Origin of the sequence: Paraburkholderia sp. JPY419, assembly GCF_050435705.1 — a bacterium.
Lineage (GTDB): Bacteria > Pseudomonadota > Gammaproteobacteria > Burkholderiales > Burkholderiaceae > Paraburkholderia > Paraburkholderia youngii.
Genome location: NZ_JBNDKV010000002.1, coordinates 3392176 through 3407046, shown reverse-complemented (window position 1 = coordinate 3407046; position 14871 = coordinate 3392176). Strand labels below are relative to the sequence as shown.

Sequence of the window (14871 nt, the reverse complement as noted above, 5' to 3'; positions counted from 1 at the left end):
TGCGCGCACCGGCTCAGCGCGTGCGCCGATGTTTGACCCAATCTCCCGAACGGATTTCGGGCAGCCCTTTTACCGCGTTCGGCACAACCGGATAGAAACGGCAATTCACGACGTTGCCGTCTACTTTGACCATCACCTCGCGGGCCAGAAAACGCTCGTCGACACCCGGATATACGGCTTCGATTTCGTCGAGCACCGCGACGAGCGCATCGTCGATTTCATAGACGTCGCCGACCACGTCGACGCCCCCTTCGTCGACGACGAGACCCGGATAGTCGCCAAAATCGAACAGATGGCCGCGCACCGTGGTGCTGCCGAGCAGGTTTGGCGCGGGGAGGTCGTTGCGCGCGGCGGCTTCGCTGATGTCGTTGGTTTCACCGGCACGCAGCGTGCCATAGACAAAGACGGTCTGCATCGTCGTTGAGTCTCCGTGGTCAGAGGTGAGGTTGGTGGCTCGGGGGCCATCGGGACATTATGCAACGGTGGCCCGACGGCATCCGCAGCCAGGCACGATCTACAATGCTTGGAACCCCGCGCCGGTGAATGGCCTCAACCGCGCCTCGCCCTTGCCGGCTCCGTTATCCGAACCGACCTTGCCATGCCCTCGTCCGCCGAGTCCAACCCGTTGAGCCGCGTGCGTTTCGCCGACATACCGCCCGAGTTCGCGCCGAACGACACGCATCCGATCCGTGTGCGCTCGCGGCCGATGCCGGCGGGCTGGCATATCGCGCGTCATACGCACGCATGGGCGCAGGTCGCGTATGCGTCGCGCGGCGTGCTGCGCGTCGCGACAACGGGCACGACGTGGATGGTGCCGCCATCGCGCGCGATCTGGTTGCCGCCGCATGTCACGCACGAAGTGGTCGCCGTCGAGGATGCGTTCCTGCGCACGCTGTATATCACCGAGGGTACGGTGCCGGCCGGGCTCGATACGCCGCGCGTCGTCGAAGTATCGAACCTGTTGCGCGAGGTGATTGCCGCGCTCGATACGCCTGGCCTGTCCGCCGCACGCGAGCAACTGCTCGGCGCGCTCGCTCTCGATGAACTGACGCGCTCGGAGCCGTTGCCGCTGTCCGTGCCAATGCCCAGCGAAAAGCGCCTGCGCGCGCTGTGCGAGGCCGTGATCGCCGACCCGATGCACGGCGAGCCGCTCGAACAGTGGGCGTCGACGGTCGGCGCGAGCACGCGGACGATCGCGCGGCTGTTTCGTCAGGAGTTGGGGGTGAGTTTTTCGCAGTGGCGTCAGCAGGCGATCCTCGCGCGCGCCATTCCCTTGTTGAGCCAGGGGCGGCCGCTGTCGCATGTCGCGCAGGAACTGGGCTATCAGAGCCAAAGCGCCTTCTCCGCGATGTTCCGGCGCGCGTTCGGCGCGAGTCCACGCGCGTTTATCGACCGAGGCGCCGAGCATCGCGCAAGCAACGGCGAGCATGATGATGATGCGCAAGCGGATGATGAAACGGCACAGGATCAAGCCGGTTCGGCCGATGTTGCCGAGCGGTGAATGTCGATGCCTGGCGGTGCGCGTCGGCGATCCACGCAGACCCGGCCTCAAACCCGCCGCGCCAGATGACGGATTGCGCCTAGCTGCGCGAGCCGCGGCCCGGCGAGCTTATAGCCCTTGCGCTGATAGAGCCGCGCAGCCGGATTATCGACGAACACGCGCAACTGCAACTCGCGCAGCCCCCGCTCGCGCGCCCATTGATGCGAGATGTCGAGAAGAAACGTACCGGCGCCAAGCCGCCGATATCCTTCGGCAATCTGCACGTCGCGGATATGCAGCGAATCACCCTCCTCGGTGATACGCAGCACGCCCATCGGCACGCTATCCACTTCGAGAATGAAATTCTCCGATTCCCGCCAACTGCCGAGAAACAGATCGCTGCGCCAGACCAGATGATGCCGGCGATAGTAGCCGCCCATGTTGTTGCGGGTCAGCGCCTCGGCAAACTCGAAATCGTCCATGCTTGCCGTGCGCAGATGAAACGGTGACGGGGCTTCGGTTGGATCGAACATGGCAGGACCGCGAGGATGAGTCGGATCAACGGTAAAACAGGCCGCGCGCGCTGGCAATGGCTGTTTGTCCCGAGCTTTCCGCGATGCGGCAGGCAACGGGCAGCCGAAATAAAAAAAGCCCACTTCTTGTGAAGTGGGCTTTCTCAAATCTGGCGGAGCGGACGGGGCTCGAACCCGCGACCCCCGGCGTGACAGGCCGGTATTCTAACCAACTGAACTACCGCTCCAGATTTTGCATCGCAGTCTGCGAGCCATGCTCCCAGCCTGCTGCACCGTTCAAACTTCCAACCGAACGACGCCGATGTTCTGGCGTCCCCTAGGGGATTCGAACCCCTGTACTCACCGTGAAAGGGTGATGTCCTAGGCCTCTAGACGAAGGGGACCACATACTGCTTACACCTTTAATGAAAAAGCCCGTTCAGGTATGTGTGAACGGGCTTTGTCTGGCGGAGTGGACGGGACTCGAACCCGCGACCCCCGGCGTGACAGGCCGGTATTCTAACCGACTGAACTACCACTCCAGTCTTTACACCCTGCTTGCGAGCGTCGGTTAATTCTCTGCAAGCTGCGCTGCTTTACTACTACTCGAATACTAAAGCGACGCTGATGTTTGGCGTCCCCTAGGGGATTCGAACCCCTGTACTCACCGTGAAAGGGTGATGTCCTAGGCCTCTAGACGAAGGGGACAAAATCTTTTCAGATCCGTCTTAATTCGCTTTCGACTTATTCAGCTCGCCCTAACTTTTCAGTTAATTCGCTGAGCTTTTTAACGTCAACTGCGAAGACCGCTATTTTAACTACGTTTCAGCGATTTGTGAAGTCTTTTTTTCTACAACTTCCAGACTTCTTAACCACTTTAACTTCTCTCTGCTGTGTTGGTGGAGGTAAGCGGGATCGAACCGCTGACCTCTTGCATGCCATGCAAGCGCTCTCCCAGCTGAGCTATACCCCCGCGCACATCAGAGAAACGAGATTCTAGAGGGCGATCTGCGGTTTGTAAATACCCTTTGAGCAATTACATGCGATTTTTCCGAAGGCGTGCGAAACCCTGTCACGCACGCCCGCAGCTGATCAGCCAAGCGCTGTTTCGATACGGCCAACGACGACGTCGCGGCCGAACAGCATCAGCACGCTATCAATCGACGGAGTATGCGTCGTACCCGCCACCAGCAAACGCACCGGCATCGCGAGCTGCGGCATCTTCAGCTTGTGCGCGCCGAGCGTAGCCTTCAGCGCGGCGGCGATCGCCTCCTTGGTCCATTCGACCGTCTTCAATGCAGCGGCCAGATCAGCGAGCGCCGGACGAACCGCGTCGGTCACGTGCTGGGCAAGCGACTCGGCATCGGGTGCCGGCGTGCGATAGAACATCGCGGAGTTCTGCGCGATTTCCTTCACGGTCGACGCACGATCCTTCATCAGGCCCACCACGCCCGTCAAATCCGGACCTTGCGCGAGTGTGGCTTCGTCGATGCCGAGCTCCGCGAAGAACGGTATCGCCAGTTCGGCGAGGCGTGCGTTGTCGGCTTCCTTGATGTAGTGCGCGTTGAGCCAGTTCAGCTTGTCATGGTCGTACTGCGCCGGCGACTTGCCGAGGTGCTCGAGATCGAACCACTCGACGAACTGCTCGCGTGTAAAAATCTCCGCGTCGCCATGCGACCAGCCGAGGCGCGCCAGATAGTTGACGACCGCTTCCGGCAGATACCCTGCATCGCGATAACCCATCACGCTCATCGCGCCGTGGCGCTTGCTCATCTTCTCGCCCTGCTCGTTCAGAACGGTCGGCAGATGTGCATACACCGGCGGCTCGCCGCCGAGCGCGCGCAGAATGTTGATCTGCCGCGGCGTGTTGTTGACGTGGTCGTCGCCGCGGATCACGTGAGTGATGCGCATGTCGAGATCGTCGACGACGACGCAGAAGTTATACGTCGGCGTACCATCCGGACGGGCGATCACGAGGTCGTCGAGTTCTTCGTTCGAGATTTCGATGTGGCCTTTCACCGCGTCGTCCCACGCGACCACGCCGGTGAGCGGATTACGAAAGCGCAGCACCGGCGTCACGCCCGCGGGCGGCTCCGGCAGGACCTTGCCCGGCTCCGGGCGCCACGTGCCATCGTAGCGCGGCTTTTCGCCCGCTTCGCGCTGACGCTCGCGCAGCGCGTCGAGCTCTTCGGTCGACATGTAGCACGGGTAGACGAGCCCCGCGTCCTGCATCTGCTTCAGCACTTCGCGGTAACGGTCCATGCGCTGCATCTGGTAGAACGGGCCTTCGTCGAAATCGAGACCAAGCCATGCCATGCCCTCGAGAATCGCGTCGACGGATTCGGTGGTGGAGCGCTCGACGTCGGTGTCCTCGACCCGCAGCACGAAGGTCCCTTTCATCTTGCGCGCGAACGCCCACGGATACAGCGCGGAGCGGATGTTGCCCAGGTGGATGAAGCCGGTGGGACTCGGTGCGAAACGGGTACGAACGGAGGTGGTCATTAGCGGTTACTCGGAAAACAGGCGCCGGCGCTCGAGCGAACATGGCTGCGAAGCGCGGCAGCGAAGCGTGCCCATGCTGCGCGCGATGTCGCGCACGGCCACGAGGGAAATAGATGCAAGAGGCGAATTATACCTTCCGCCCGCGGGTTGCCGCCCTCGTCCGAACGGCCTAAGGCGCATGGGCAAACCGCGTCCGGACACCTGCGCAGGCACCTTCCCTCCGCTCACCGAACACATCTTGAAAAGACGCGGCCCCAGTTCCGAATACTTCCTCTGCAACGTTTCATTACAGCGGACCGCGCGCGCCGATCGTTTGCATTAAGATGTGCGCGCGCTGATATAAGGGCTTGCCCCGCACATCGATCCGATAGGAACGGGACACTCTCCAGCGCGCGGAATCCCCGCCGGCGATACGCCTGGCCTGACCTCAGCCTGATCGCGGTACGCGCGACGCCGCCTGCGTCGCCCGCGCCGTTGCTGGAGAACTCGTTGAAACCCTCATCCCCAAGTTTGAGCCGCCGCAGCTTTTCGCTGGCGGCCGCATCCGCGGTGCTTGCCGCCTGCACCACGACCAACGGCAAACTCAATGGCACGCCCATCACCGCGACGCCCACCGTTGCGCCGCCTGAAAAAGCGCAACAGAAACCGGTTCGCGTCGCGCTCGCGCTCGGCGGCGGCGCCGCGCGCGGCTTTGCGCACATCGGCGTGATCAAGGCGCTCGAGGCGCGCAATATCCAGATCGACCTGATCGCCGGCACGAGCGCCGGCTCCGTGGTCGGCGCGCTGTACGCGTCGGGCATGAACGGTTTCGCGCTGAACAAGCTCGCGCTGTCGATGGACGAAGCGTCGATCAGCGACTGGGCGATGCCGTTTCGTACGCGCGGCTTCCTGCAGGGCGTCGCGCTGCAGAACTACCTGAACACGACGCTGAACAACCGCCCGATCGAAAAGATGGCGAGGCCCCTCGGCGTAGTCGCGACCGATCTGCAAACCGGCCAGCCGATCCTGTTCCAGCGCGGCAACACCGGCACCGCGGTGCGCGCGTCGTGCAGCGTGCCGTCGATTTTCGAGCCGGTGAAGATCGGCGGCCACGAGTATGTGGATGGGGGTCTCGTGAGCCCTGTACCGGCGTCGTTCGCGCGCAAGATGGGCGGGGATTTCGTCATCGCCGTCGATATCTCGCAGCGGCCGGAGACCGCCCTCACCACGAGCTCGTTCGACGTGCTGATGCAGACCTTCACGATCATGGGCCAGACGATCAAGGCCTACGAGCTCGACAAGTACGCCGACGTGGTGATCCGGCCGAATCTCGCGGCGATGAGCGGCAGTGATTTCTCACAGCGCAACGCGGCGATCCTCGCCGGCGAGGAAGCGGTCGCGAAGATGATGCCGGAATTGCAGAGCAAGCTCGCCGCGCGGCGCATGGGCGCCTGAAAACCTGGTGGCGCACAGTCGCCGTGCGCCACCAGGGCAAAATTCGCGCATCAAATGCAAAAAGCCTGCTTCCAACGAAGCAGGCTTTTTTATCGCCGGACTCAGCGCAGAATCAGTTATTTCCGCTGATCGTCGCGGTCACGCGCTTGCGCAGATCGTCGGCCTGATACGAGGTCTCGATCCGACGCGCACCCGTGAAGCGCTTTTCCCAGTAGCCGTCATCCATGTCGTCGACGCGGATCGTGCTGCCGGTGGACGGCGAGTGCACGAACTTGTTGTCGCCGATATAGATGCCGACGTGCGAGAACGTGCGGCGCATCGTATTGAAGAACACCAGATCGCCAGGCTTGAGGTCGCTGACGCGCACCTTCTCGCCCATCCGGCTCATTTCCTCGGCACGACGCGGCAGCGCGAGGCCGAGCGTGTCCTGGAACACGTAGCGCACGAAACCGCTGCAATCAAGCCCTGAATCTGGCGTATTGCCGCCCCAACGGTAGCGAACGCCGATCATGTTCAGCGCGCCGACCACCACGTCACCCGCTTTGCCGGCCATACCGGAAAGGAATGATTTGGCGCCGCTGCTCTCGGTGCTAGCAGCCTTGGGTTGGGGAGTGAGGAGGGGGAGAGGATCCGAGCCGTTGGTGGTCGGATACGAGGCATTCTGATTAAAACCGCTTACTTCATCGGCGAATGCGCCGGGAGCTGCTGCCATCAAGACGCCAATGAACATCCCGGCGACGACGCGCGTGCAAGCCTGGGTGAAGTTTCTGTGCTGCATTGGTCGGTAGTTTTTGCCAAAAAATCAGACGTCTACGAAAAAGTTTGGTCGATACTAGCCAGTAAGTATTTGCGTGTCAAAAGGAATAGAAAAAATCAATCGAGACGCGCACTCAATTGGTGAAACGGTGAAAAATCAACGATCAAGCGCCGCTTTCAGCAGCTTTCTAGTGTAAGGATGCGCGGGTGCCGCAAAAATTTTCTCGACTTCGCCGGTCTCGACGATCGATCCGTTTTGCATCACCACCACGCGGTGCGCCATCGCCCCGATCACCTCCAGATCGTGACTGATGAACACGAAGCCGAGGTTGTACTTGTGCTGCAAACCGGTGAGCAGCTTGAGCACCTGCTGCTGAATCGAGACGTCGAGCGCGCTGGTCGGTTCGTCGAGGATCAGCACGCGCGGCTCGAGTACCAGCGCGCGCGCGATCGCGATGCGCTGCCGCTGCCCGCCCGAAAACTCATGCGGATAGCGATACAGCGCGGTGCGGTCGATGCCGACTTCACGCAGCACCGCGAGCACCTTGTCGCGCCGCGCCTGCGCCGTCATCTGCGGCCGATGCAGCGCGAGCCCCTCGCCGACGATCCGCTCGATCGTCTGCCGCGGCGAAAGCGAACTAAAAGGGTCTTGAAAGACAACCTGCATATTCGAGCGCAGCGCGGTCTTTTCGGCGCCGCGATAGCTCGCGAGCGCCCTGCCCTGAAACTGGATCTCGCCGTGCGCGGTGCGCTGCAGACCGAGCAGCGCCATCGCCAGTGTCGACTTGCCCGACCCTGATTCGCCGACGATCCCGAGCGTCTCGCCTTGGCGTACCGACACGTTCGCCGAGTCGACCGCACGAAACCGCCCCGCGCCGAACCAGCCGCGCAGGCCCGGCAGCTTCGTTTTGAAGTCGACTGACACGTCGCGAGCTTCGAGCAGCACCGGCGAGATCGGCAGCACCGGCGCGACCTCGCGTTGCGGCCGGCTGGCGAGCAGCCGCTGGGTATACGGATGGCGCGGCGCCTCGAAGACCTGCTCGACCGTGCCGGTTTCGACCAGCACGCCCCGCTCCATCACCGCGACGCGCTGCGCGAAGTGACGCACCAGGTTCAGGTCGTGCGTGATCAGCAGCACGGCCATGCCGCGCTTTTGTGCTTCGTCGCGCTGCAATTCCAGCAGCAGTTCGACGATCTGCGCGCGAATCGTCACGTCGAGCGCAGTGGTCGGCTCGTCGGCGAGCAACAGGCGCGGGCGGCAGGCGAGCGCCATCGCGATCATCGCGCGCTGCCGCTGGCCGCCCGACAGCTGATGCGGATAGCTGTTGACGCGCTTCTCCGGTTCGGTGATGCCGGTGCGCGCAAGCAACGCGACCGCACGCCGGCACGCCTCGGCCACGCTGACGCCGTCATGCACGACGATCGTCTCGGCAATCTGGTCGCCGATCGTATACAGCGGATTGAGCGCGGTCATCGGCTCCTGGAAGATCATCGCGATGTCCGAGCCGCGCAGGCCGCGCATCGAGCGCTCGCTCTTCGCGAGCAGATCTTCACCATCGAAGCGGATCGCGCCGCTCACCTGCGCGTCGTTCAGCAGGCGCAGCACCGACAGCGCGGTCACGCTCTTGCCCGAACCTGACTCGCCGACGAGTGCGACGCGCTCGCCGCGCGCGATCGCGAGCGTGACGTCGTCGACGGCCACCGTGTCGCCGAACGCAACGCGCAGATGGTCGAGTTCGAGCAGCGGCCTATCCGGCGATGGCGGATCGATCTGCGGCAGCGCGCTCATTGGCCACCTCCGGCGTGTATCGCATCGGAGATACGCGTGTCGAGCGCGTTGCGCAGCGCGTCGCCCATGAAGGTCAATAGCAACAGCATTGCCACCAGCACGCCGAAGGTCGACATGGAGATCCACCATGCGTCGAGATTCGCCTTGCCCTGAGCAAGCAATTCGCCCAAGCTCGGCGTCGGCGGCGGCACGCCGAGGCCGAGGAAGTCGAGGCTCGTCAGCGCGAGAATCGCGCTGCTCATGCTGAACGGCAGGAACGTGATGACCGGTGTCAGACTGTTGGGCAACACGTGACGCCACATGATCTGCCAATGCGACAGGCCCATCGCGCGCGCGGCGCGCACATAATCCTGCTGGCGATTGCGCAGGAATTCGGCGCGCACGTAATCGGACAGTCCTATCCAGTTGAACAGCGACAGCAGCACGATCAGCAGCGCGAAGCTGCGCTCGAAGATCGACGAAAAGATGATCAGCAGATAAAGCTGAGGCATCGCGTTCCAGACTTCGATCAACCGCTGCCCGACGATATCCGTTCGCCCCCCGAAGTAACCTTGCACCGCCCCCGCGACGATGCCGACTATCGTGCTGATCACGGTGAGCACGAGGCCGAACACGACCGACACGCCAAAGCCGTACAGCAGACGCGCGAACAGATCGCGGCCGCGGTCGTCGGTACCGAGCCAGTTTTCGCGCGACGGCGGCGCCGGGTTGGGCGCCTTCGAGAAGTAGTTGAGCGTGTCGTAGTAGTAATGATTCGGCGGATACAGCGCGAAGTTGCCCGGCGCGTCGAAGCGGTGACGAATGTACGGATCGAGGTAATCGGTCGGCGTCGGGAAGTCGCCACCGAAGGTGGTCTCGGCATAGGTCTTCACGAGCGGAAAATACAGATGACCGTCATAGCGCACGACGACCGGCTTGTCGTTCGACCACAGCGGCCCCACGAGGCTCGCCGCGAACGCGACGACGAAGATGATCAGGCTCCAGTAGCCGAGACGCTGCTGGCGAAACCGCTGCCACACGCGACGCGCCGGCGACGGCGACATCAGTGCGCGCGCGGGTTCGGTGCGTGCCGCCGCATCCGCGGAAAGGCGGGCTCGATTCATCAGCGCTCCAGTTGTTCGAATTGGATGCGGGGATCGACCCACACGTAACACAGGTCGGAGATCAGTCGCGTGACGAGGCCGATCAGCGTGAACAGATACAGCGTGCCGAGCACGACCGGATAGTCGCGCCGCATCACCGATTCATACGACAGCAAGCCGAGCCCGTCGAGAGAGAACAGCGTTTCGATCAGCAGGCTGCCGGTGAAGAACGCGCCGATGAAAGCACCCGGGAAATTGACGATCAGCGGCAGTAGCGCATTGCGAAACACGTGCTTCCACAACACGCGCCGCTCGGACAAACCTTTCGCGCGCGCGGTCAGCACGTACTGCTTGCGGATTTCGTCGAGGAACGCGTTTTTCGTCAGCATCGTGACGACCGCGAAGCTCCCCACTACCGACGCCGTGATCGGCAACGTGATATGCCACAGATAGTCGAGGATTTTGCCGATGAGGCTCAGCTGGTCCCAGTTGTCGGACGTGAGGTTGCGCAGCGGAAACAGCTGCAGGAACGTGCCGCCGCCGAACAGCACGAGCAGCAGCACGCCCAGCACGAAGCCCGGAATCGCGTAGCCGACCAGCACGACGAGGCTCGTCGCGATATCGAAGTGCGAGCCGTTGCGCACCGCCTTCGCGATGCCGAGCGGCACCGATATCAGATAGGTCAGAAAGAACGTCCACAGGCCGATGCTGATCGACACCGGCAGCTTCGACACGATCAGCGACCACACGCTCTGGTGCCGGAAATAGCTCTGGCCGAGATCGAAGGTCGCGAAGCGCTTGAGCATCAGCCCGTAGCGTTCGAGCGGCGGCTTGTCGAAGCCGTATAGCTGCTTCAGTTGCGCGATCTGCTGCGCATCGACGCCGCTATGCGAACGCAAACCGAACGGCGAGGCGCCCTCCGCGCCCTTGCGCAGCTCGTGCTGCATCTGCTCGACGGGACCGCCCGGCACGAACTGGATCACGACGAAGGTCAGCGTCAGCACGCCGAGCAGCGTCGGGATCATCAGCAGCAGGCGTTTGAGGATGTAGCTCCACATAGGCGGTGTTCCAGTGCGAACGCGTTGGTGGGGGCGATGGGTCTGCGGATCAGTCGGCGCTGGCCGTGTGCGCATGCGCCTGCGGATCTTCGTACCACCACATCGTCGTGATCCAGCCCTCCGCGCCATAGTACAGCGGCAAAGTCTTCGGCCATGCGAGTCCGCGCTTGTACGCGACGCGATGCGTGCCGCTGTACCAGTGCGGCACCACATAGTAGCCATGCATCAGCAGACGGTCGAGCGCGTGCGCAGCGTCGGTCAGCTGCTCGCGTGATTGCGCGTGTACGAGCGCGTTCAACACCGCGTCGACGGCCGGCGACTTCAGGCCGATCGCGTTGTCCGAGCCGGGGGTATCGGCGGCCTTACTGCCGAAGCGGGTGATCTGCTCGGAGCCCGGCACCTGCACGTCGGGCATCCGAATCGTCGTCACGTCGAAATCGAATGCGTCGAGCCGCTTCTGATAGACCGCGAAGTCGGTAGTGCGGAAGTTCACGGTAATGCCGAGCTTCTGCAGATTGCGCGTGAAAGTCGCGATGATCGGCTCCATCGACGAGGCCGAACCCGCGTCGTCGAGTATCTCGAACTGGAACGGCTCACCAGCGGCGTTGCGCAGCGCGCCGTCGCGATAGGTCCAGCCGGCCTGCTGCAGCAGATCGCGTGCCTCTAGCAGATTCGCGCGCAGCGTGCCGGGCGGATCGGTATCGGGCTGCTTCGGCAGCGGCCCGAATACCGCCGGGTCGAGCTGGGCGCGAAACGGCTCGAGCAGCGCGAGCTCGCCGGGCGACGGCAGCCCCTTCGCCTGCCATCCGGTATTGGCGAAATAGCTATCGATGCGCGTGTACTGACTGAAAAACAGCTGGCGGTTCAGCCATTGAAAGTCGAGCGCGAGATCGAGCGCCTTGCGCACCCGCACGTCCTGGAACAGCGGCCGGCGCGTGTTCAGGAAAAAGCCCTGCATGCCGGTGCCGTTGTGCTGCGCAAACTCGCGCTTGATCAACTCGCCGCTGTCGAACCTCTTGCCGACGTCACGCCGCACCCAGTTGCGCGCGATGTATTCGACCAGCGCGTCGTACTCGCCCGCCTTGAACGCCTCCAGCCGCGCGGTGCTATCCGCATACAGCTTGTAGACGATGCGATCGAAGTTGTACATGCCGACGCGCACCGGCAGATCGGCGCCCCAGTAATTCGGGTCGCGCTTAAACGTGATCGTGCGGCCGTTGTCGAAGCTGTCGATCAGATACGGCCCGCTGCCGATCGGCTTTTCGAACGCGAGCTGATCGAACGGAATGCGGCTGCCGTCGGGCTTCAACCCCCACTTGCGCGAGAACACCGGCATGCTGCCCGCGAGCAGCGGCAACTCGCGATTGCGCTCGCGAAACTCGAAGCGCACCGTGGCCGGATCGACGACGACCGCGCCCTTGATCTCGCTGAAAAGCGATGCGAACTGCGGCGCGGCCTGCGGGCTCTTCAGCGTATCGAGCGAGAACTTGACGTCGTCGGCGGTCACGGGCTCGCCGTTCGAAAAGCGCGCGCGCGAATTGATGTGGAACGTGACCGACAGGCCGTCGGGCGCGACGACGATGTCGTCGGCGAGCAGCCCATAAGCCGACGCGACTTCGTCGCTGCTGCCGATCGTCAGGCTCTCGAACATCAATTCGAGGCCCGGCGCCGCATTGCCGCGCAGCGTGAACGGATTGAACTTGTCGAAGCTCGTCAGACGGCTCGGGTTCGCGAGCACGAGCGTGCCGCCTTTCGGCGCACCGGGATTGACGTAGTCGAAGTGTCTGAAGCCGGCCGGATATTTCGGCTCGCCGTATTGCGCGATCGCATGGGCGGCATGCGCATGCGGCGCGGCGAGCAGACTCGCGCACAGCAGCGCGACGGCGAACGCGGCGCGCAAGGGTCCGTGGAGCACGCTGTGTCGAAGTCCCTCAGGCGTTTGAACCCGTCGCGAGCCGTTTGTCATGGAGTCGTGCTGGTAAGTGGGCAGTGGCGATGTGGGGGATTCTACCCAATTAGCTTGCGCGATCCGGCGGGCGACTGCGACGAAACGCATCAGTTATCGATGTTTCAGCGCAGAAAACAAAAACCGCCCTCGAAGGGCGGTTCTGATGTCGCAGCAGCCAGCTAGCGCGCCGCGGTGCCGGCTCAGTGCCAGCCGCGATGCTGGTCGTAGTGACCGCGCCAATAGTCGCCGTGGCCTGGCGGATGATGGCGATACCAGTCGTCGCGCGCCCAGTAGCGACTGCCATCCCAGTAACGGTCGCCATGCCAGCCGATCACGATCTGCGGACCGCCGTAGTACACGGGAGCCGGCTGATAGACGACGGGAGGCGGCGGAGGCGGCGGCGGTGCGTAGACCGGAGCCGGTGCGACGTAGATCGGCGCGGGAATGCCGATATTGACTCCGACGTTGAGCCCCGCGGCCATCGCGGCACCCGATGCAGCCAACGTCAACACCCCGAGCATCAGCGGAACAAGACGAACGGACTTCATTGATCACCTTTGTACGAACATGTTTTGTTGGCGGAAATATAACGCAAGGCAGCAACACGCGTATTTCAACTTTGTAATAACTGATGCTGAAAATCGCCGGACCGGCTGCTGCGTAATGTCTGGTTACATCCGCCATACGGCGGTGAAAAAAACGCTTCCCGCGGGGCCGGCGGCCGAGGTCTGGCAGGCTTACCGCAAACGAACATTCCATGTTCGAAAGAACATTCACGCTCGCATTTCGGATCGCAGTCATCCGATCACCTCTCAAAAATTCTGACCAAGATTACCAAATTATCTCGGAAAATCAATGAAAAATGCCGCCTGCGCTATGGTTTTCCCGAATATCTAGCCGGGTTCCAAGTGGTAGGATGACCCCCTTGAAGACCAATAAATGTTCGAATTCGCGCATTTCCGAGCGCCGCCTCGGAAGCAACCGCTCAATGCGCCACGGAGACCGATTTTGAAAACGATCAAGGGATTGCGCTGGTGGATCATCGCCCTCGTCTGCGTTGGGACGATCGTCAACTATCTGTCGCGCAACGCGCTCGGCGTGATGGCGCCCGAGCTGATGAAGCTGCTGCACATGAACACGCGGCAGTACTCGTACGTGGTCGGCGCGTTCCAGGTCGGCTATACGGTGATGCAGCCCGTCTGCGGCCTGATCATCGATCTGATCGGCCTGCGCCTCGGTTTCGCATTGTTCGCGTGCCTGTGGTCGCTGACCGGCGTGTTCCATAGCTTCGCGGGCAGCTGGTTTTCGCTCGCCGCGTTGCGCGGCTTCATGGGCCTGTCCGAAGCGGTCGCGATTCCGGCCGGCATGAAGGTCGTCGCCGAATGGTTTCCCGATCGCGAGAAATCCGTCGCGGTCGGCTATTTCAACGCGGGCACCTCGTTCGGCTCGCTGCTCGCGCCGCCGCTCGTCGTGTTCCTGTCGCTGCGCTACGGCTGGCAGAGCGCGTTTGCAGTGACCGGCGCGCTCGGCTTCTTCTGGGCCGCCGCATGGTTTGTGCTGTACCGCTCGCCCACCGAGCACAAGCGCGTGAGTGACGCCGAGCGCACGGCGATCGTCGAAGGCCAGGCACCGCCCGCGGCACGCCGCGCGAGCGTGCGTGAAGTACTGCGCACGCGCCGTTTCTGGGCGATCGCGCAGGCACGCTTTTTTGCCGAACCCGCGTGGCAAACGTTTAGCTTCTGGATTCCGCTCTATCTCGCCACGCAGCGTCATATGGATCTGAAGGAAATCGCTCTGTTCGCGTGGCTGCCGTTTCTCGCCGCGGACCTCGGCGGCCTGTTCGGCGGCTATCTGTCGCCGTTCCTGATGAAGCATTTTCGCGTGCCGCTGATCTGGTCGCGCATCTCGGGCGTGGTGCTCGGCGCGCTGATGATGCTCGGCCCGGCGTCGATCGGTCTCGTCGCGTCGCCCTACCAGGCGATCGCCCTCTTCTGCGTCGGCGGCTTCGCGCACCAGATGATCTCGGCGCTCGTCAACACGCTCGCCGCCGACGTGTTCGATCCCAGCGAGGTCGGCACCGTCGCCGGCTTCGCGGGCATGGCCGCGTGGATCGGCGGCCTCGGCTTCTCGCTGATGGTCGGCGCGCTCGCCGATTCGATCGGCTACACGCCGCTGTTCGGCGCGCTCGGCGCGTTCGACATCATCGGCGCGGCGCTGCTGATCATCCTGATGCGCGGTGTGCCGCGCCACGGCCGCGCGCGCCGCGCCGACCTGAGCGTCAACACCGCTGCCTGACCTCCCTCGAGACTC

The 14871-nt window shown here is 63.0% G+C and carries 12 protein-coding genes and 5 tRNA genes; 3 read left to right on the top strand and 14 right to left on the bottom strand.

Annotated features, from left to right (window positions below; translation table 11 throughout):
- Window positions 1–13: 13 nt before the first annotated feature.
- Window positions 14–415, bottom strand: a complete 402-nt coding sequence (locus QFZ91_RS21870; RefSeq protein WP_429568396.1) for a gamma-glutamylcyclotransferase family protein — start codon at window positions 413–415, stop codon at window positions 14–16.
- A gap of 183 nt (window positions 416–598) precedes the next feature.
- Here QFZ91_RS21870 and QFZ91_RS21865 point away from each other — a divergent pair, with 183 nt between their 5' ends.
- Window positions 599–1501: an AraC family transcriptional regulator gene (locus tag QFZ91_RS21865; protein ID WP_429568395.1), complete on the top strand. Its 903-nt coding sequence runs from the start codon at window positions 599–601 to the stop codon at window positions 1499–1501.
- 47 nt (window positions 1502–1548) lie between these two features.
- Here the strand turns inward: QFZ91_RS21865 and QFZ91_RS21860 are convergent, their stop codons facing one another.
- From QFZ91_RS21860 to gltX, 7 genes are all read right to left on the bottom strand, one after another.
- Window positions 1549–2013 (bottom strand): GNAT family N-acetyltransferase, encoded by a 465-nt coding sequence (locus QFZ91_RS21860; protein ID WP_176108257.1) that lies wholly within the window; start codon window positions 2011–2013, stop codon window positions 1549–1551.
- A gap of 150 nt (window positions 2014–2163) precedes the next feature.
- Window positions 2164–2240, bottom strand: a tRNA-Asp gene (locus tag QFZ91_RS21855).
- An 80-nt stretch (window positions 2241–2320) separates the two neighbouring features.
- A tRNA-Glu gene (locus QFZ91_RS21850) sits at window positions 2321–2396 on the bottom strand.
- Window positions 2397–2457: 61 nt separating this feature from the next.
- Window positions 2458–2534 (bottom strand) — tRNA-Asp (locus QFZ91_RS21845).
- A gap of 90 nt (window positions 2535–2624) precedes the next feature.
- Window positions 2625–2700: transfer RNA gene (locus tag QFZ91_RS21840), tRNA-Glu, on the bottom strand.
- A 189-nt stretch (window positions 2701–2889) separates the two neighbouring features.
- A tRNA-Ala gene (locus QFZ91_RS21835) sits at window positions 2890–2965 on the bottom strand.
- 119 nt (window positions 2966–3084) lie between these two features.
- Window positions 3085–4494 carry a glutamate--tRNA ligase gene (gene gltX / locus QFZ91_RS21830; protein WP_429568394.1) on the bottom strand — a complete coding sequence of 470 codons (1410 nt, stop codon included), beginning with the start codon at window positions 4492–4494 and terminating at the stop codon, window positions 3085–3087.
- A gap of 489 nt (window positions 4495–4983) precedes the next feature.
- Here gltX and QFZ91_RS21825 point away from each other — a divergent pair, with 489 nt between their 5' ends.
- Window positions 4984–5928: a patatin-like phospholipase family protein gene (locus QFZ91_RS21825; protein ID WP_429568393.1), complete on the top strand. Its 945-nt coding sequence runs from the start codon at window positions 4984–4986 to the stop codon at window positions 5926–5928.
- 112 nt (window positions 5929–6040) lie between these two features.
- Here QFZ91_RS21825 and QFZ91_RS21820 read toward each other — a convergent pair whose 3' ends face one another.
- From QFZ91_RS21820 to QFZ91_RS21795, 6 genes are all read right to left on the bottom strand, one after another.
- Entirely contained in the window at window positions 6041–6706 is a 666-nt protein-coding gene (locus QFZ91_RS21820; protein ID WP_429568392.1) for a C40 family peptidase, read from the bottom strand.
- 135 nt (window positions 6707–6841) lie between these two features.
- Complete coding sequence (locus tag QFZ91_RS21815; RefSeq protein ID WP_429568391.1) at window positions 6842–8473, bottom strand: ABC transporter ATP-binding protein; 1632 nt, start codon at window positions 8471–8473, stop codon at window positions 6842–6844.
- Window positions 8470–9576 carry an ABC transporter permease gene (locus QFZ91_RS21810; RefSeq protein ID WP_368592691.1) on the bottom strand — a complete coding sequence of 369 codons (1107 nt, stop codon included), beginning with the start codon at window positions 9574–9576 and terminating at the stop codon, window positions 8470–8472. The genes QFZ91_RS21815 and QFZ91_RS21810 overlap by 4 nt, the downstream gene beginning before the upstream one ends.
- Entirely contained in the window at window positions 9576–10613 is a 1038-nt protein-coding gene (locus QFZ91_RS21805; protein WP_176126412.1) for a microcin C ABC transporter permease YejB, read from the bottom strand. The genes QFZ91_RS21810 and QFZ91_RS21805 overlap by 1 nt, the downstream gene beginning before the upstream one ends.
- A gap of 49 nt (window positions 10614–10662) precedes the next feature.
- Window positions 10663–12579: an extracellular solute-binding protein gene (locus QFZ91_RS21800; RefSeq protein ID WP_429568390.1), complete on the bottom strand. Its 1917-nt coding sequence runs from the start codon at window positions 12577–12579 to the stop codon at window positions 10663–10665.
- Between the two features lie 182 nt (window positions 12580–12761).
- Complete coding sequence (locus tag QFZ91_RS21795) at window positions 12762–13109, bottom strand: hypothetical protein (RefSeq protein ID WP_176379925.1); 348 nt, start codon at window positions 13107–13109, stop codon at window positions 12762–12764.
- Between the two features lie 460 nt (window positions 13110–13569).
- Between QFZ91_RS21795 and QFZ91_RS21790 the strand changes: the two genes are divergently transcribed.
- The gene (locus QFZ91_RS21790) at window positions 13570–14856 is read left to right on the top strand and encodes an MFS transporter (protein WP_429568389.1); all 1287 of its coding nucleotides are present in this window, start codon (window positions 13570–13572) and stop codon (window positions 14854–14856) included.
- Window positions 14857–14871: the final 15 nt, after the last annotated feature.

Bases quoted from the DNA above. Each gene is read 5' to 3' on its own strand.
- QFZ91_RS21800 (WP_429568390.1), bottom strand. From the start codon at position 12,579: ATGACAAACGGCTCGCGACGGGTTCAAACGCCTGAGGGACTTCGACAC.
- QFZ91_RS21795 (WP_176379925.1), bottom strand. From the start codon at position 13,109: ATGAAGTCCGTTCGTCTTGTTCCGCTGATGCTCGGGGTGTTGACGTTG.
- QFZ91_RS21810 (WP_368592691.1), bottom strand. From the start codon at position 9,576: ATGAATCGAGCCCGCCTTTCCGCGGATGCGGCGGCACGCACCGAACCC.
- gltX (WP_429568394.1), bottom strand. From the start codon at position 4,494: ATGACCACCTCCGTTCGTACCCGTTTCGCACCGAGTCCCACCGGCTTC.
- QFZ91_RS21820 (WP_429568392.1), bottom strand. From the start codon at position 6,706: ATGCAGCACAGAAACTTCACCCAGGCTTGCACGCGCGTCGTCGCCGGG.
- QFZ91_RS21805 (WP_176126412.1), bottom strand. From the start codon at position 10,613: ATGTGGAGCTACATCCTCAAACGCCTGCTGCTGATGATCCCGACGCTG.
- QFZ91_RS21870 (WP_429568396.1), bottom strand. From the start codon at position 415: ATGCAGACCGTCTTTGTCTATGGCACGCTGCGTGCCGGTGAAACCAAC.
- QFZ91_RS21815 (WP_429568391.1), bottom strand. From the start codon at position 8,473: ATGAGCGCGCTGCCGCAGATCGATCCGCCATCGCCGGATAGGCCGCTG.
- QFZ91_RS21865 (WP_429568395.1), top strand. From the start codon at position 599: ATGCCCTCGTCCGCCGAGTCCAACCCGTTGAGCCGCGTGCGTTTCGCC.
- QFZ91_RS21860 (WP_176108257.1), bottom strand. From the start codon at position 2,013: ATGTTCGATCCAACCGAAGCCCCGTCACCGTTTCATCTGCGCACGGCA.